Genomic DNA, 17,798 nt, shown 5'->3' with positions numbered 1-17,798 from the left:
AGAGAGAAGACGGACAAACCCCGTTTTACGGGGCATGCACATGCGGCATTTCGATTCACTCAAAACTTTCCCCGGACAGCCCTGCCTCAAGTGGGGAGATCGGCAGTTTCAGCGCCTCGCCCGCTCCAACGTCAAATATTGGCGAAAGCCGTGGTGACAGCCAATCTCCCCACTTGAGGGGGAGATGGCCGGCAGGCCAGAGGGGGCGTGCCCCACTAACCATGCCACAACCCGGAATTTCATTCCGCATCTGGCCGGTTGATTGGCACGATCTATCTTCTTTCCGAGAGCAAAGGGCTGGAAAAGAGGACACGCTACCGCTCTGCCCAGAGGCGGTCGCTTGGTCATGGAGCATCGATATGAGCGAGCACAAGATCGCCGCAGCCGACGCGTTGTCGCGCCTGCGTCCGCCCTATAAGTCGGTTCTCGACTTGATCGGCCAAACGCCGGTGGTCGAGCTGACCAAGTTCGACACCGGCAAATGCCGGCTGTTCATCAAACTCGAAAGCCAGAATCCCGGCGGCTCGATCAAGGACCGCATCGCGCTGTCGATGATCGCCGCCGCCGAGAGAGAGGGCAAGCTCCGGCGCGGTGGTACCATCGTCGAGGCGACCGCCGGCAATACCGGCCTCGGCCTTGCCCAGGTCGGCATCCCCAAAGGCTACCGCATCGTGCTGGTGGTGCCCGACAAGATGTCGCGCGAAAAGATCCAGCATCTGCGCGCGCTCGGCGCCGAGGTGCGCATGACGCGCTCGGATGTCGGCAAGGGGCATCCCGAATATTATCAGGACATGGCCGAAAAGATCGCGGCGGAAGTGCCCGGCGCCTTCTATGCCAACCAGTTCGCCAACCCGGCCAACCCGCTTGCGCATGAAACCACCACCGGTCCGGAAATTTTTTCGCAGCTTGACGGTGATGTCGACGCGGTGGTGGTCGGCGTCGGCTCCGGCGGCACGCTGACGGGGCTCGGCCGCTACTTCGCTGAGGTCTCGCCGAAGACCGAGATGGTGCTGGCCGATCCGGTCGGTTCTGTGCTGGCGCCGCTGATCAAGACCGGCAAGATGGAAGCGGCCGGCAGCTGGACCGTGGAAGGCATCGGCGAGGATTTCGTGCCGCCCAATGCCGATTTGTCGCTGGTCAAAAAGGCGTACTCCATTCCCGACAAGCAGAGCATGCTGGCCGTTCGCGACCTACTGTCCAAGGAAGGCATCCTGGCCGGCTCATCCTCAGGCACGCTGCTGTCGGCGGCCCTGCGCTATTGCCGCGAGCAGACCTCTGCGAAGCGGGTCGTCACCTTCGTCTGCGACAGCGGCAACAAATATCTGTCGAAAGTGTTCGACGATTTCTGGCTGGCCGAGCAGGGCCTGGCCGAGCACGAGCAGCATGGCGATCTGCGCGACCTGGTGTTGCGTTCGCACCGCACCGGCGACACCGTCTATGTCGGCCCGGACGAAAGCCTGCTCAATGCCTATGGCCGCATGCGCCGCTCCGATGTGTCGCAGCTGCCGGTGCTCGACAATGGCAAGCTCGTCGGCATCGTCGACGAAAGCGATATACTGGCCAAGGTCGACGGCCCCTATGACGGTCGCTGGGAGCGCTTCAACGGTCCGGTGCGCACGGCGATGACCTCCAATTTGCACACGCTGCAGGCCAGCCAGACGCTGGATGCGCTGTTGCCGGTATTCGACCGCAACGAGGTCGCCATCATCTTCGACGGCGACGAGTTCATCGGCCTGATTACCCGCATCGACCTGATCAACCATCTGAGGCGCGCACGATGACCAGCAGCATATCCGGCCCATCTTCAGCGGGCCCATCTTCATCAGGCAAGAACCGCCTCGCCTTTTCGACGCGCACCATCCATGGCGGCCAGAGCCACGACCCGCTGACCGGCGCGGTGATGGTGCCGATCTACGCCACCTCGACCTATGGCCAGCAGTCGCCCGGCGTTCACAAGGGCTTCGAATATGCCCGCAGCCAGAACCCGACGCGCTTTGCCTTCGAGCGGGCGGTGGCCGATCTCGAAAGCGGCTCGGCCGCCTTCGCCTTCGCGTCCGGCCTGGCGTCGATCGCCACCGTGCTGGAGCTGCTCGATTCCGGCGCGCATATCGTTGCCACCGACGACATCTATGGCGGCTCCTTCCGTTTGATGGAGCGGGTACGCAAGCGCTCGGCCAATCTGCAGGTCTCGTTCGTCGATTTCACCGATCTCGCCGCCGTGGAAGCCGCGATCCGCCCCGAAACAAAAATGCTCTGGGTCGAGACGCCGACCAACCCGCTGCTGCGCATCGTCGATCTCGAAGGTGTCGCGGCCCTAGCCAAACGCAAGGGGGTTCTCACGGTCGCCGACAACACGTTTTGCAGCCCCTATATTCAGCGGCCGCTCGAACTCGGCATCGACATCGTCGTCCACTCTACGACGAAATATCTCAACGGCCATTCCGACATGGTCGGCGGCGTCGCCGTCGTCGGCGACAACAAGGATTTGTCCACCCAGCTGAAATTCCTGCAGAACGCCATTGGCGCCATTTCAGGCCCGTTCGACAGCTTTCTGGCGCTGCGCGGCCTGAAGACGCTGGCGCTCAGGATGGAGCGTCATTCCGCCAATGGCCTCAAGATCGCGCAATGGCTGGAAGCGCGCCGCGACGTGCGCCGCGTCATCTATCCCGGCCTCGCCAGCCACCCGCAGAATGAGATCGCTGTCAGGCAGATGCATGCCTTCGGCGGCATGATTTCAGCGGTGCTCGACCGCGACCTCGCCGGCACCAAAAGGTTCCTCGAACGCACGCAACTGTTCACCCTGGCCGAAAGCCTCGGCGGGGTGGAGAGCCTGATCGAGCACCCGGCGCTGATGACGCACGGCTCGATCCCCGCCGAGAAGCGCGACGAGATCGGCATTTCGGATTCGCTGGTGCGGCTGTCGGCGGGCATCGAGGATGGCGATGATCTGATCGCGGATCTGGATCAGGCGCTGGGGGGCTGAGGGCAAACCCTGCGTTGGCTCTTCGGCCGCTTCACGGCGAAGCGACTGCTACGGCCCAGGGTAAACTGGTTCTGTCGCGATCCTTCACACCCCCCTCTGTCCTGCCGGACATCTCCCCCGCAAGGGGGGAGATTAGATGTCATTTCTGCTTTCGCTAATCTCGAACGTTGCAAGACGAGCGGCGACATTGAAACTGCCAATCTCCCTCCTTGCGGGGGAGATGGCCGGCAGGCCAGAGGGGGGTGCTGTCCCGCCGACATCTGACAGGTCTCTTCGCCGCGCGACGGGCAAGATTAAACCACAGCTCGCCAATTGCCGTTGACCCCGACCCGCATCTGCCCGAAGTGTAGCGCGCCATGGCCACGCACGCTCCACCCAAACCGACCGAAACACCCCTCACCTTCGCGGTGCTGGTCTTTCCCGGCTTTCCGATGATGGCGTTCAGCTCCGTCATCGAGCCGCTACGCGCCGCCAATGTCCTGGCGAAACGGCCGTGCTATCGCTGGATCATCGTCGGCGGCACAAAAGGCCCGGTCGAGGCGTCGAACGGCGTCGTCATCCAGCCTGGTTTTTATGCCGAGGACGCGCCGAAGGTCGACCGCATCGTCGTCTGCTCGGGCGGCGATGCTGATCACCTCGTCGCCGAGGACGCCGCGAGCTGGATCCGCAAGAGCCTGCGCAACGGCGCCCATATCGGCGCGGTGGCGGATGCGGCGTTCTTCCTCGCCCGGGCCGGCCTGCTCGACGGCCACGCCTGCACCTTGCACTGGACCAGCCAGGCCGCCTTCACCGAGGCCTTCCCCAACATCGAGCTCAGGCGCGACCTCTATGTCATCGACCGCAAGCGTTTTACGTCGGCCGGCGGCGTCGGCAGCCTCGACATGATGCTGGAGATCATCACCCGCGACTACGGCGCCGAACTTGCCGCCGGCGTCGCCGAATGGTTCGTGCACAGCCAGCTGCGCTCCAGCATCGACCGCAAGATGATGCCGCTGCGGCTGCGCACCGGCGTCCGCAACGAGTTGGTGCTGTCGGCCATCGCCATCATGGAGGACGCGGTGGAGGAGCGGCTCGGCATGGCCGAGCTGACCGCGAAGCTCGGCGTCTCCTCCGACAAGCTCGAGCGCAGCTTTCGTTCCGAACTCGCCATTTCGCCCAATGGCTACTACCGGCGCTTGCGGCTGAAGCGCGCCGCCGACCTCCTGGCGCACTCGACGCTCGCCGTACGCGACGTGGCGCTGGCCTGCGGCTTTGCCTCGATGTCGAGCTTTGCCCGGGCGTTTCGCGAGGAACATGGGCATCCGCCGAAGCTGGCGAGAAGGCATTAGGGGTGGCGCTTTATGAGGGTAGACCCCCTCATCCGGCCCTTCGGGCCACCTTCTCCCCGCTGGGGAGAAGAGACTGGCGCCGACGCTGCAAGTCTCCTCTCCCCTCGGGGAGAGGTCAGCCGAGCGAAGCGGAGGCTGGGTGAGGGGGCAACGCCATAGGTTGCAGGCTCCTGCGGCATCCCGCACAACACACGCGGTTTTCCGCACAATCCCCTTGCCCCGCTTGCCTCATGCTCCAGCCTCGCAACCCAGCCAAGGCCGTACCCCCATGAGCATCGTCGTATTCGACCCCGACAGCACCGAGGACGTGGACTTCAAGGACCGCATGCGCCACCCGGCGGCGGCCGATCCGGCGGGCGGCATGTGGCTGTCGGACACCGAGCCGTCCTTCATCGACGCCGATGCTTTGCGAAAAGGCCGGCTGGCAAAACTGCGCGGCTGGATGCGCGAGGCCGGCTATGGCGGCGTGGTGTTGTTCGACCCCTACAACCAGCGCTACGCCACCGGCTCGCGCAACATGTTCGGCTATTTCTTGCGCAACTCGACCCGCTATTTCTTTATCCCCACCGACGGGCCGATCGTGCTGTTCGAATACCCGCAGAGCTACCATGTCTCGATGGTGCTCGACACGATCGACGAGGCGCGCCCTTCCAAGCTCGTGTGGTCGTCGGTGTCGGGCCGCGACGACGAGACCGCCGGCCCGTTCGCCGACGAGATTGCCGAGCTCCTGAGGCAGCATGGCGGCGGCTCGATGAAGCTCGGCCTCGACCGCTGCAGCCATCTGCAGGCGCTGGCCCTGGAAAAGCGCGGCTGCGAGGTCCGCGATTGCCAGGGCGAAATCCTGGCGGTGCGCGCCGTCAAGACGCCTGAGGAAGTCAAATGCCTGCAGGTGTCGATGGCCGGTGCCGAGGCCGCCGTCTATGCGGTGCGCGAGGCAATCAAGCCCGGCGTCTCCGAAAACGATTTGTTCGCCATCATGTATGGCGAGGTCATCCGCCAGGGCGGCGAGTTCATCGAGACCCGGCTGCTGACCTCCGGCCAGCGCACCAACCCGTGGTTCAACGAGGCCAGCGGCCGCAAGATCCGGCCCGGCGAGTTGCTGGCGCTCGATACCGACACGATCGGCTGCTACGGCTATTATTCCGATTTTTCCCGCACCTTCCGCTGCGGGCCGGGCAAGCCGACGCCCTACCAGAAGTCGCTCTACCGCATGGCGCACGACCAGGTTCAGCACAACATTTCGATCGTCAAACCCGGCATGGCGTTCCGCGAAATCGCCGAGAAAGCCTGGAAGATCCCGGACCGTTTCGTCGACCAGCGCTACACCTCGGTCATGCACGGCGTCGGCATGCATGGCGAAACACCGTTCATCGCGCATGCCATGGACTACGAAACCTATGGCCGCGACGGCCATATCGTGCCAGGCATGGTGGTGAGCGTGGAAAGCTACATCGGCGAGAAGGGCGGCCGCGAGGGCGTCAAGTTGGAGGATGAGATCCTGATCACCGACACCGGTACAGAGCTTCTGTCGCGCTTCCCGTATGAGGACGAGTTTCTGGAGACGCAGGTTTGATACGGGCAGCCGATGAGCGCCTCGTTACCTGGCGCCCCCCTCTGTCCTGCCGGACATCTCCCCCTCAAGGGGGGAGATTGGCAGCGTCGCCTACGGCGCTTTTTCCTGCAGCTTTGGTGATTGGCGAAGGCATTCGCGACGGCCGATCTCCCCCCTTGAGGGGGAGATGCCCGGCAGGGCAGAGGGGGGTGCTGTCCCACCGGCATAGGGACGAGTCTTGGGCTGCTCCGCCCGTGGATGAAGGCGCGGCATGAAAACCCCCATCGCCATCAAGCGCGGCACCGTGGCCGCGATCTTCATCGACCTGCAGGAAGAGCACCGGCAGGACAAGCGCTATCTCGTCGACGGTTACGCAACGGTCCTCGCCAACGTCCAGCGCCTGCAGGCGGCGGCGCGGCAAAACCATGTGCCGCTCTACCACTGGGCCTACATCGTCGACCTCGACAGCCAGGACCGGCCGTTCCATCCGGTCGGTGAGGACGGCAAGTCGGCCTTTTCCGACAAGAGCGATCCGCTGACCGAGATCTGCCATGAGGTGGCGCCGGCTGATGGCGAGGCGCTGCTGGTCAAGGCCGAGGCCAGCGCCTTCCGTTCGGGGCCGGCGGCGCGCGACATCAAGTCGGCCGGCATCGAATGGCTGGTCGTGTCGGGCGTCTGGACCGAGGCCTGCATCGACGCTTCGGTGAAGGACGCAGTGGCGAAAGGTTTTCGCGTGCTGCTGGTCAAGGATGCCTGCGGCAGCGGCAGCGCGGCCATGCACCAGACCGGCATTCTCAACCTCGCCAACCGGCTCTATGGCGGCGCCGTCACCGACACCGATGGCGCCTGCCGGCTGCTGGCGGGCGAGACCGTCACCGCCTGGCAGGTCGAAGGCTCGGTGCCGCTGCGCTTCACCTTCGACAACGCGGCCGCGCTCTACGCAGACCTATGACTGCCGAAAGCATGACTCGGGGCAAATACGAAACCCGGCTCGACCCAGAGCTCTGGGCCTATATCGACGCGGTCAACGCCTGGTATCCACCCGAGATGCCCGGCCTGCCGATCGACAAGCAGCGCGCCGTCTATGACCGGATGAGCCGTGCCTTCCATCAGGGCCGCCCGCCCGGCGTCACGGCCAGCGACAGCCTGATCGCCGCGGCCGGCCGCGACATCCCGATCCGCCGCTACCGGCTCGCCGGCGCGGCCGCGAAGGCGATGGTGGTCTACTATCATGGCGGCGGCTTCATCCTCGGCGGGCTCGACAGCCATGACGACATCTGCGCCGAGCTCTGCGCCGGCACCGGTTTCGACGTGCTGTCGGTCGAATACCGGCTGGCGCCGGAGCATTTGCACCCCGCAGCCTTCGACGATGCCGTCACCGCCTTCGAATGGGCGGCCGCCGCCACCGACCTGCCGCTGGTGCTGTGCGGCGAAAGCGCCGGCGGCAATCTCGCGGCTGGCGTGGCTCAGGCGACCCGCCGGCACGCCAGTGCGGCCATCGGCCAGGTGCTGATCTATCCCGACCTCGGCGGCGACGAGACCGCCGGCTCCTATGTCGAGCACGCCGAAGCGCCGCTTCTGTCGCTGCACGACATCGCCTTCTATCGCGACGTCCGCTCCGCCAGGCGGCAATCGCCCGGCGATCCGACCTTCCAGCCTTTGCGCGACACCGACTTCTCCGGCCTGCCGCCAACGGTGATCGTCACTGCCGAATGCGACCCGCTGTCCTCGGACGGCGAGACCTACCGCGACCGCATCCTGACTGCCGGCGGCAGAGCGTGGTGGCACGAGGAGCCGAGGCTGGTACACAGCTTCCTGCGCGCCCGCACGACGGTGCCGGCAGCAGCGGAGGCATTTGCGCGGATCGTCGGCGCGGTAGGTGCGCTGGGTCGGGGTGATCTCCCCCCTTGAGGGGGAGATGTCGCCGAAGGCGACAGAGGGGGTCGTCGCGCGTAGAGCGCTAGCATCATCTTTTTGAAAGTACGAGGTCGCGTCCCGTCGTGCCGACCCCCTCTGGCCTGCCGGCCATCTCCCCCTCAAGGAGGGAGATTGGCGCCGCGCCGTTGGCGCATCTCTCCCAGCGCGGCTGCAAAGTATAAGTGCACTGCCGACTCCCCCCTGCGGAGCACCGCACAATCACTGCGGAAAACCGAACACTCCCCAGCGTCACCCGGCTCTATCATTCCCTCAGGCAAAAGGCGTCCCGGCGATCGCATCCGTCCCCCGCGCCTGTCGATCGGCTGGGGCGCCCAACAACAGGGGAACGAAGATGAAATTCATGCTGACCGACCGCAAATTGCACCCGCAGGCAAAACCCGTCGCCGACGACTTCAAGGGCGGCGGCATCAACCGTCGCGAATATCTGGCCTTGATGGCCGGTCTCGGCGTCAGCGCCGCCGGCGCCCTGGCGCTGGGCGGGCTCGCCCCCACCCCTGCCCGCGCGGCGGAACCCAAGAAAGGCGGCGTCCTGCGCGTCGCCATGAACGTCAAGGGTTTCAAGGACCCGCGCACCTTCGACGGCGTCGAAATGTCCAACGTCGCCCGCCATTGCAACGAATATCTGGTGCGTTGGAACACCGACTTCTCCTTCGAGCCCTGGCTGCTCGAAAGCTGGGAGGTGAGCGACGACGCCAGGACGCTGACGCTGCATGTGCGCAAGGGCATCTCCTGGTCGAACGGCGACGCCTTCAACGCGGACGATGTCGTCCACAACCTCACCCGCTGGTGCGATGCCTCGGTGGCAGGCAATTCGGTCGCCGCGCGCATGGGCGCGCTGGTCAATGCCGACACCAAGAAGGTTGTCGACGGCGGCATCGCCAAGGTCGACGACTTCACGATAAAACTCAATCTGCCCAAGCCCGACATTTCGCTGATCGCCGGCATGGCCGACTATCCCGCGCTGATCATGCACCGCTCCTATGAGGGCGACGGCGATCCGATGAAGGCGCTTGCCATCACCACCGGCCCCTGCGAGCTGGTCAGCTAGGATGCCGAGACCGGCGCCGAGGTGAAGCGCAAGGATAAGCCCTGGTGGAAGGGCGAATTCCACCTCGACGGCATCAAATGGGTCGATTACGGCTCCGACCCCAACGCCATGCTGTCGGCCTTCGAATCCGGTGAGATCGATACCGACCACGAGACCGCCTCCGATGCCGTCTCGCAGACCGATCAGATGGGGCTCAAGAATTCCGAGATCGCTACCGGCTCCACCATCGTCGCTCGCTTCAATGTCGGCAACGCGCCCTATGACGACGTCAAGGTGCGCCGCGCCGCCCAGCTCGCCGTCGACAATTCCGCCGTGCTGGCGCTTGGCCTCGGCGGGCGCGGCAAGCCCGCCGACAACCACCATGTCGGCCCCATGCACCCCGAATATGCCGATATCGGCCCGGCCAAGCGCGACCTGGACCAGTCGAAGAAGCTGCTCACTGAAGCCGGCAAAGCCGACCATGAGTTCGAGCTCATCTCCGTCGATGTCGAATGGCAAAAGAGCACCGGCGACGCCATCGGCGCGCAGATGCGCGAGGCTGGCCTCAAGATCAAGCGCACCGTGCTGCCGGCAGCCACCTTCTGGAACGACTGGAGCAAATACCCCTTCTCCTGCACCGAATGGCTCGGCCGCCCTCTCGGCGTCCAGGTGCTGGCGCTGGCCTATAAATCGGGCGCCGCCTGGAACGAGAGCGCCTACGCCAACAAGGAGTTCGACGAACTGCTCGACAAGGCGCTGGCAACCCCGGACGCCAAGGCGCGCAAGGAGATCATGGCCAAGATCGAGCAGAATTTGCGCGACTCAGGCATCATCATCCAACCCTACTGGCGCTCGGTCTACCGGACGTATCGCAAGGGCGTCGAAGGCTGCGAACAGCACCAGGCGCTGGAACAGCACTTCGAGAAGGTGTGGATTGAGAGTTGAGCCTTCGCTCTTCCTGGGTTCCTCTCCCCACATCGTGGGGCGAGGAACTAGGCAGCGCCTACGGCCCGACCATCACAAGGCGGCGCAGCCCCTCCGGAAACGGCTTTCCGGCCGCAACGCCGGCGTTTCGGTTTGCAACGCTGGTGATTGGCGAAAGCAGCGATGACAGCGTCCTTCGCCCCGTTTACGGGGAGTTGAGGAGTGGTCCGCGTAGCGGACGAAAAGCCAACTGCTTGGCTTTTCGAACGACGAGTGGCGGCAGCCAAATGAGGGGCGGCGCCAGCGTTGGTCTTCCGTTCTCCCACCGCGGAGAAGGCAAGACGCGCCGACCCGTTCACCTCTCGGTCTTCACCAAAGTCCAGATCCAGCCGACGAAGGTCAGCACCAGGAACGGATAGCCGGCGGCGGGCAGCGGCGACGAGGTCGGCAGTAGGCGCGCGCCCCACAGGATCATGCAAGCCGAGACGACAAACAGCCCTGCGGCCACGAGCGCGGTGAGCCGCATCCACACGGCGAAAGTCTTCGGTGCGCTGACCATGACAAGTGCGGCCGCCCACAGCGAGATGCCGCCGACATAGGAGGGCACGCTGGCCTCAAGCCCTGCCGCATTGCCGGCCAGCAGCAGGCTCTCGCCGGCGAGAAAGGTCAGAAATCCGGCAGCTATGCAGTCATTGCCCAGCCGCTGGTATTTCATCGTCAGCAGCGCGGTCGCCACCACCAGCGCCACGCCGTCGATCGTCCACAGCGTTTCGCGCAGTTCGGCGCTGGCGACGAAAGTGCCGGCGAGCCCGAAAGCGCCACCGATGGCCAGGCCGGTCGCGGCAACGATGTCCAGCGGGTTGGAACGCATTTGAAATCTCCCCCAAGCCCTGCTGAGGATACTCCTGGGCGGAACGTTCTCAAAGGGGTAGCGCGAAGCGGAAAACGGAGAAAGTGTCGAGACGTGTCTGCCCTCGGGCGATCCGGCCTTGTCACGCCCTCGCCTGCGGTCGAGAAGTGGCCGACGCGAATGCCGGTGAGACAGTTGCCTGAGCCCGCGTCGGCCACTGGCGAACCGAGGTCCGCCGCCCGATTTTTGTAGCGCCCCATCGCGGCACGAGCAACCAAGCCAAGGCCATCGGTACGTATTCGTACAAACGTGATCTCCGCGTGCCGATGCCAACAGCGCGGGGACCCTGGAACATTCAAAAAAGCGCTCGGTGCCCAGATAGCCTGGGCGCCGCCTCCTGGAGAGTAATCTACACCGCTCTGCGTCAACGCATCGCTAGCGGGGCACATTGCCCCCGGCAACTCCACCGCTTTCGAAGCCTGCCATCGATCCACCGGATCGATGAATTGGCGCGCTTCGCGCGCCAATCGGCTTCTCAATCCCCCATCTTCAGCGCCTGAATAAACGCCTCCTGCGGGATATCGACCTTCCCAAACTGGCGCATCCGCTTCTTGCCTTCTTTCTGCTTGTCCAGCAGCTTGCGTTTGCGCGAGACGTCGCCGCCGTAGCATTTGGCGGTGACGTCCTTGCGCAGCGCCGAGATGGTTTCGCGGGCGATGACCTTGCCGCCGATCGCGGCCTGGATCGGGATCTTGAACAGATGGTTCGGGATCAGCTCCTTCAGCTTCTCGCACATCTGCCTTCCGCGCTTTTCCGCCGCCGTGCGGTGCACCAGCATGGAAAGTGCATCCACCGGCTCCTCATTGACCAGGATCGACATCTTGACGAGGTCGCCTTCCTTGTAGTCGGTCAGGTGGTAGTCGAAGGAGGCGTAGCCCTTGGAGATCGACTTCAGCCGGTCGTAGAAATCGAAGACGACTTCGTTGAGCGGCAGATCGTAGATCAGCATGGCGCGCTTGCCGACATAGGACAGGTCGGCCTGGATGCCGCGCCGGTCCTGGCAGAGTTTCAATATGCCGCCGAGATAGTCGTCCGGCGTCAAAATGGTAGCGCGGATCCACGGCTCCTCGATCGCCGAGATCTTCACCACATCTGGCATGTCGGCCGGGTTGTGCAGCTCCTTCATCGAGCCGTCGGTCAGAGCCAGCCGGTAGACGACGCTGGGTGCGGTGGCGATCAGGTCGAGGTTGAATTCGCGCTCCAGCCGCTCCTGGATGATTTCCAGATGCAACAGGCCAAGGAAGCCGCAGCGATAACCGAAGCCGAGCGCCGCGCTGGTTTCCATTTCAAAAGAGAAGCTGGCGTCGTTGAGGCGCAGCTTGCCGACCGCGGCGCGCAGATCCTCGAAATCGGCGGCGTCGACCGGGAACAGGCCGCAGAACACCACTGGCTGCGCCGGCTTGAACCCGGGCAGCGCCTTGGCGGTGGCGCGCTTGTCCTCGGTGATGGTGTCGCCGACGCGGGTGTCGGCCACTTCCTTGATCGAGCCGGTGAAGAAGCCGAACTCGCCGGGGCCAAGCTCGTCGACATTGATGCGGGCCGGGGTGAACACGCCGGTGCGCTCGACCAGGTATTTGGCGCCGGTCCCCATCATCCGGATGGTCTGGCCCTTCTTCAAAACGCCGTCGATGATGCGCACCAGCACGATGACGCCGAGATAGGCGTCGTACCAGCTATCGACCAGCATCGCCTTCAGCGGCGCTGAAGCATCACCCTCGCGCGGCGGCGGCAACTGATGGACGATTGCCTCCAGCACATCGGGAATGCCAAGCCCGGTCTTGGCCGAGATCAGCACGGCGTTGGAAGCATCGATGCCGATGACCTCCTCGACCTGCTCACGGATGCGCTCGGGCTCGGCGGCCGGCAAGTCGACCTTGTTCAGCACCACGACGATCTCGTGGTTGTTGTCGATGGCCTGGTAGACATTGGCCAGCGTCTGGGCTTCGACCCCTTGCGAGGCGTCGACCACCAGCAGCGACCCCTCGCAGGCGGCGAGCGAGCGCGACACTTCATAGGCGAAGTCAACGTGTCCGGGCGTGTCGATCAAGTTGAGGATATAGTCCTCGCCATTGTTGGCGCGGTATTTCAGCCGCACCGTCTGGGCCTTGATGGTGATGCCGCGCTCGCGCTCGATGTCCATCGAGTCCAGCACCTGCTCCTTCATGTCGCGCAGCTCCAGCCCGCCGGTCAGCTGGATCAGCCGGTCGGCAAGCGTGGATTTGCCATGGTCGATATGGGCGACGATGGAGAAATTCCGGATGTGGTCGAGGGGAGTGCTCATGGCGCGCGTTTAGCAGGGGCGGCTTGCTGCGGCAAGCGGCACAGCCACTGCCGGGCGGGGCGAGCGTTGCGGCCCGTTGCAGAGCAAGCGGTATGGCCTCTGCCGGGCAAGTGCCGCCGGCGCTTATCGTTCATTACGCGCTTTCGCCAAAATCAATAAGCATTAACCAAGTCCGTTAGAGCATAATTGGGGACTGCCATGTTAGCCGGTGGGATATTCCGATATAAGGATCAAGGCATGCGGGGGCTGGCAGGCAGGTTTATCAGGTCGCGGAGCGGCGCGTTCGCACCGATACTCGTTCTCGTCATGATTCCGCTGATCACCGCGATTGGTTTTTCGGTCGACTACACCTCGGCGGTCCAGACCAGGTCGACCGAACAGGCGGCACTCGATGCCGCGATCCTGTCGATCACCACGATGGATACCGCCTCGACGAAGGCGCAGCGCCAGGTGGCGATGCAGGCCTCCTACGTGGCCAATGGCGGACAGGGCACCGCGACGCTGAACACTTTCGATGTCAGCGCCAACGGCACCGCCACGGCGCAGGCCACGGCGAGTTACCCGATGCCGACCGTTTTCATGCAGATCGCCAGGATCCCGACGGTGGCGATCGGCGTCTCGTCGGCGGTGAACAAGACGCCGGCTTTGGTGGCGGCGACCTTCAAGGTCACCGGCGTGTCGGGTTACTGGAACAAGAAAATGACGCTCTACGGCACGCAATTCGGTGCGGCGGTGGCCAAGCCGCTGATGACGATCGATTATACATATGGCAAAACCGGAGATCCGAAAGGCTACGGCACCACCAACGTCAACGTCATCACCACCGATTCAACCGGCAAGACCGTCACCACGTTGGCCCAGACGCAGGTCTGCAAACTCGGCAAAAACGCGCCCACCGGGGTTACGCTCAACACCGACAAGTTTGGCACGACATATTACTGCGTGGACACGATGTCTGCTGGCAGCACCGCCGGTGCGTCAATCGACGTCAGCCAGATGGCCGGCCTCTATCTGCAGATGAACGTGCCGTCGGGCAACCCGCAAAACCTCTCTTCGAACGATGCGGCCACGTCCAACCGGCTCTATAGCTCGACAAGCAAGGACGTCCTTCCGGCCGAGATCGCGACCGGCCAGGTCGTCGATATCTTCCGCCTCGTGCCCTGCGGCTCGACCGGCTACCAGGCTTGGGAGGACGGCGGCAACTCGGTTCCGGCGCCTGTCGGCAACGCCGACTTCTTCTATAACGTGACCGGCAAGTGCGACTTCAACAAGCGGCCCAACAACACGGTGCTGACGCAGTAGAGGTTGAAGGCTCAACGCCCTGCGGGCTTATGAGGCCTGGCGATCCTTTGCACCCCCCTCTGTCCTGCCGGACATCTCCCCCGCAAGGGGGGAGATTGGCAGCTTCGTTGGCCGCGCTCCTCTCGCGAAGTTTGGTGATTGGCGAAAGCCGTGATGAGGGTCGATCTCCCTCCTTGCGGGGGAGATGGCCGGCAGGCCAGAGGGGGGTGCTGTCCCTCCGGCCTTCCCTGGAATCTCCCGAACTTTCATCACAAACCGGTGAGCGCTGTAACGAAGCGGCAGACAGCGGCGAAGTGGGGACATGAGCGGCGCATCCGGGCGCCGGCGCCCACGGAGCAAGCCGAATGTCGGGGTCCAGCAAGTTCGTCACAGTGTCCAGCCTTTGCGCGCTTGCACTCACAGTGTCGCTCGGTGCGGCCGCTGCCCGGCCGCTCACGGTGGTCGAGCTGTTCACCAGCCAGGGCTGTTCGTCCTGCCCGCCGGCCAACGCCAATCTGATCAGGGTCAAGGACCAGCCCGGCGTGCTGGCGCTGTCCTTCAACGTTACCTACTGGGACTATCTCGGCTGGAAGGACACGTTCGGCCGCCAGGAATTCACCCAGCGCCAGGTCAGGTACGAGCCGCCGCTCGGCCATGACGGCCCGTTCACGCCGCAAGTGGTGGTCAACGGCCATGCCGATGTCGTCGGCGCCGCACCCGGTGAGATCGAAAAGCTGATCGCAAGCACCGGCCGCATCAGCGGCCCGTCGCTGTCGATCGACCGCGGCAAGGTCAGCATCGGCGCCGGCTCGGTGCCGGGCGGCAGGGCCGATGTCTGGCTGGTGCGCTATCTCAGGGGCGTCGTCCAGGTGCCGGTGGCGCGCGGCGAAAACACCGGCCGCACCTTGCCGCATGCCAATGTCGTGCATTCGCTCAAGAAACTCGGCAGCTGGACAGGCGACGCCGCGGCGCTCGATCTGCCGCCGGCTTCGGACGGCCTGAGCACCGCCGTGCTCGTCCAGTCGCCAGGCGGCGGGCCGATCCTGGCCGCCGCTACCAACTAGATCACGCTTCCACAAAGATTGCGCAAACGCCGCACGCGCGGCGCCGCATAGCACGGCCGCCAAGACGGCGCGCCCTTACGACCACCCCAAGGAGACCATCATGACCACTCTGTTTCGCCTGACGCTGCCTGCCCTCGCTTTCGCTCTGTGCTCGACGGCGCTGTTTGCCGGCGGCATCGCCCGTGCCGACGACGCGATCAATGCGATGAAGCCGGCCGCGAATGCCATGAAACCCGCCGCCGATGCCATGAAGCCGGCCGCGGATGCCATGCAGCCTGCAACCGATGCGATGAAGCCCGCCGACCCGATGGCCACCAATTCGATGAAGCCGGCCGCCGACGCCATGAAGCCGGCCAACTAGGCAGATTGCCGGCGGCGCACGCGAATGTGAGCCCCCGCCGCAACTCGTGCGTCGCGCCGCCGTCCCTGATCCAATAGACTGATCCCAATGGAAGCCGTGAGGAGTGCAACCATGACCGACATCAAGACACCAAACCGTTCGCTTGGCTTTGTCAAAGGCGCGCTCGCCGCACTTGCGCTGGCCGCCGCGGGCGCCGCCTTCTGGCTGACGCCGGCGGTTTCTGCCGAGGACGCGGTGAAGATCCCGCCGCCGGCTTTGGACGAGAAGGCGGCGGCCGGCAGTGAAAAGGCAATCTTCGCCGGCGGCTGCTTCTGGGGCGTGCAGGGCGTCTTCCAGCACGTCAAGGGTGTGACCAAGGCCGTCTCCGGCTACACCGGCGGCGACAAGGACAGCGCCGTCTACGAGACCGTCGGCACAGGCCGCACCGGCCACGCCGAATCCGTCGAAATCACCTACGATCCGTCCAAAGTGACCTATGGCCAGCTGCTGCAGGTCTATTTCTCGGTCGCCCACAACCCGACCCAGCTGAACTTCCAGGGACCGGACTCCGGCACGCAGTACCGTTCGACGATCTTTGCCGAAAACGATGCGCAAAAGAAGATCGCGCAGAGCTACATCGCCCAGCTCGACCAGGCCAAGGTCTTCCCGGAGCCGATCGTCACCACGCTGGAAACCGGCAAGACCTTCTATCCGGCCGAGAATTATCATCAGGATTTCCTGACGCTGAACCCGACCTATCCCTACATCGTCTACAACGACCTGCCCAAGGTGGCGAACCTGAAGGCGCTGTTCCCGGCGCTGTACAGCGAAAAGCCGGTGCTGGTGCTGTCGGCGAGCAATTGAACTCTCGAAGGAGACGTCGGCGCGAAGCACCCCCCTCTGCCCTGCCGGGCATCTCCCCCTCAAGGGGGGAGATTGGCGGCTCCGGCGCTCTGCACATTCTTGCGACGTCAGAGATCGGCGAAGGCGACTAAACGCGTAATCTCCCCCCTTGAGGGGGAGATGGCCGGCAGGCCAGAGGGGGGCGCCTCGCGCCCCCGTCATCTCAATCATATGTCAGATCCGTCGCCTTGCCGCCGAACACGCGGTAGGCATAGAACGAATAGAAGATGATGATCGGCAGCACGACCACGGTGCCGGCCAGGATGATGGCCAGGCTTTCCGGCGCCGAGGCCGCTTGCCAGATGGTCAGGCGATCCGGCACCACGAACGGATAGAACGACCAGGCCAGCCCGGCAAAGCCGAGCGCGAAGATCGCGGCCAGCGTCAGGAACGGCGTCAGCGAATGGCGGTCGTCGGGCTTCGGCAGATGGAATGTCTGCCGCCACAGCCACAGAAACAGCAGCGCCGACAGGATCGGCAGCGGCGACAGATAGAGCATCGAGGGCCAGACGAACCATTTGTCGAAGATGCGCGGGCTGGCGAGGGGCGTTGCCAGCGAGATGGCGACCATGCCGAGCGCGGTCAGCACCAGCGTCGTGCGCAGCCAGCGCACCGCCTTCCTCTGCAGCTCACCCTCGGTCTTGTAGATCACCCAGGCCGCGCCCATCGCGGCGTAGGCCGCGGCCAGGCAGAAAGCCACCAGCACGCCGAACGCCATGCCGCCGAAGCCGACATCGAGGCCGAGCACGTAGACGCCCAGCATATAGCCCTGCGCCAGTGAAGCGATAATGGAACCCAGGAAGAAAATACGGTTCCAGCGGTGCTTGTGCTCGGTCGGCACCTTGGCTCGGAAATCGAAGGCGACGCCGCGCAGGATCAGCCCGACCAGAAGCACGAACACAGGAATGTAGAGCGCGGTCAGGATGACGCCATGCGCCTGCGGGAAGGCGACCAGCAGCAGGCCGACGGCCAGCACCAGCCAGGTTTCGTTGGCGTCCCAGAACGGGCCGATGGCGGCGATCATCGTGTCCTGCTCGGCATCCTGCGCCGCGGCGAACAGGATGCCGATGCCGAGATCGAAACCGTCGAGAATGACGTAGATCAGTATGGCGAGGCCCATCAGGCCGGCGAAGATGAGGGGGAGCGCGGTTGGCCAGTCGAAGGTCATTGATCTCTCGTCCTTCTCATTACGGCTTCTGCCCTTCGCTATGGCTGCGGGCGTTCGTCATTCGAAAAGCCAAATCGTTGGCTTTTCGTCCGCTGCGCG

General features: G+C 64.4%; 13 protein-coding genes and 1 pseudogene. 11 read left to right on the top strand and 3 right to left on the bottom strand.

The genetic code is table 11. From position 1 onward, the window contains the following. The first annotated feature begins 359 nt into the window (after positions 1-359). From NKI20_RS20205 to NKI20_RS20175, 7 genes and pseudogenes are all read left to right on the top strand, one after another. Complete coding sequence (locus tag NKI20_RS20205) at positions 360-1,781, top strand: pyridoxal-phosphate dependent enzyme (protein ID WP_352833458.1); 1,422 nt, start codon at positions 360-362, stop codon at positions 1,779-1,781. Then, positions 1,778-2,983, top strand: coding sequence for a trans-sulfuration enzyme family protein (locus NKI20_RS20200; RefSeq protein WP_352833455.1), 1,206 nt, complete (start codon positions 1,778-1,780; stop codon positions 2,981-2,983). The genes NKI20_RS20205 and NKI20_RS20200 overlap by 4 nt, the downstream gene beginning before the upstream one ends. A gap of 356 nt (positions 2,984-3,339) precedes the next feature. After that, positions 3,340-4,311, top strand: a complete 972-nt coding sequence (locus NKI20_RS20195) for a GlxA family transcriptional regulator (protein ID WP_023763168.1) — start codon at positions 3,340-3,342, stop codon at positions 4,309-4,311. 268 nt (positions 4,312-4,579) lie between these two features. Continuing rightward, the gene (locus tag NKI20_RS20190; protein WP_352733961.1) at positions 4,580-5,884 is read left to right on the top strand and encodes a M24 family metallopeptidase; all 1,305 of its coding nucleotides are present in this window, start codon (positions 4,580-4,582) and stop codon (positions 5,882-5,884) included. Between the two features lie 250 nt (positions 5,885-6,134). Beyond that, entirely contained in the window at positions 6,135-6,815 is a 681-nt protein-coding gene (locus tag NKI20_RS20185; RefSeq protein ID WP_352833450.1) for an isochorismatase family protein, read from the top strand. Continuing rightward, entirely contained in the window at positions 6,812-7,774 is a 963-nt protein-coding gene (locus NKI20_RS20180) for an alpha/beta hydrolase (RefSeq protein WP_352833447.1), read from the top strand. The genes NKI20_RS20185 and NKI20_RS20180 overlap by 4 nt, the downstream gene beginning before the upstream one ends. Positions 7,775-8,132: 358 nt before the next feature. After that, positions 8,133-9,773 (top strand): annotated as a pseudogene (locus tag NKI20_RS20175) (ABC transporter substrate-binding protein). 334 nt (positions 9,774-10,107) lie between these two features. On the opposite strand, the gene NKI20_RS20170 reads toward NKI20_RS20175, so the two are convergent. Both NKI20_RS20170 and lepA read right to left on the bottom strand, forming a co-directional pair. Beyond that, entirely contained in the window at positions 10,108-10,623 is a 516-nt protein-coding gene (locus NKI20_RS20170) for a hypothetical protein (RefSeq protein ID WP_352833444.1), read from the bottom strand. Positions 10,624-11,137: 514 nt separating this feature from the next. Beyond that, positions 11,138-12,943 carry a translation elongation factor 4 gene (lepA, locus tag NKI20_RS20165; RefSeq protein WP_128364244.1) on the bottom strand — a complete coding sequence of 602 codons (1,806 nt, stop codon included), beginning with the start codon at positions 12,941-12,943 and terminating at the stop codon, positions 11,138-11,140. 237 nt (positions 12,944-13,180) lie between these two features. On the opposite strand from lepA, the gene NKI20_RS20160 reads away from it, so the two are divergent. The 4 genes from NKI20_RS20160 (at position 13,181) to msrA (ending at position 16,492) form a co-directional block, all read left to right on the top strand. Beyond that, on the top strand, positions 13,181-14,245 hold the full coding sequence (locus NKI20_RS20160; RefSeq protein ID WP_352833440.1) for a TadE/TadG family type IV pilus assembly protein: 1,065 nt from the start codon (positions 13,181-13,183) through the stop codon (positions 14,243-14,245). Between the two features lie 344 nt (positions 14,246-14,589). After that, entirely contained in the window at positions 14,590-15,288 is a 699-nt protein-coding gene (locus NKI20_RS20155; protein WP_352833437.1) for a DUF1223 domain-containing protein, read from the top strand. 100 nt (positions 15,289-15,388) lie between these two features. Next, complete coding sequence (locus NKI20_RS20150; protein ID WP_352833434.1) at positions 15,389-15,649, top strand: hypothetical protein; 261 nt, start codon at positions 15,389-15,391, stop codon at positions 15,647-15,649. A 111-nt stretch (positions 15,650-15,760) separates the two neighbouring features. Next, positions 15,761-16,492 (top strand): peptide-methionine (S)-S-oxide reductase MsrA, encoded by a 732-nt coding sequence (gene msrA, locus NKI20_RS20145; RefSeq protein ID WP_352833431.1) that lies wholly within the window; start codon positions 15,761-15,763, stop codon positions 16,490-16,492. Between the two features lie 202 nt (positions 16,493-16,694). Here the strand turns inward: msrA and NKI20_RS20140 are convergent, their stop codons facing one another. Continuing rightward, positions 16,695-17,699 (bottom strand): cytochrome d ubiquinol oxidase subunit II, encoded by a 1,005-nt coding sequence (locus NKI20_RS20140; RefSeq protein ID WP_352833428.1) that lies wholly within the window; start codon positions 17,697-17,699, stop codon positions 16,695-16,697. Positions 17,700-17,798 lie beyond the last annotated feature (99 nt).

Source organism: Mesorhizobium sp. M0830, from assembly GCF_040319965.1.
Taxonomy (GTDB): domain Bacteria; phylum Pseudomonadota; class Alphaproteobacteria; order Rhizobiales; family Rhizobiaceae; genus Mesorhizobium.
The sequence above is the reverse complement of the archived record's forward strand: the minus strand, read 5'-3'. Positions and strand labels throughout refer to the sequence as shown.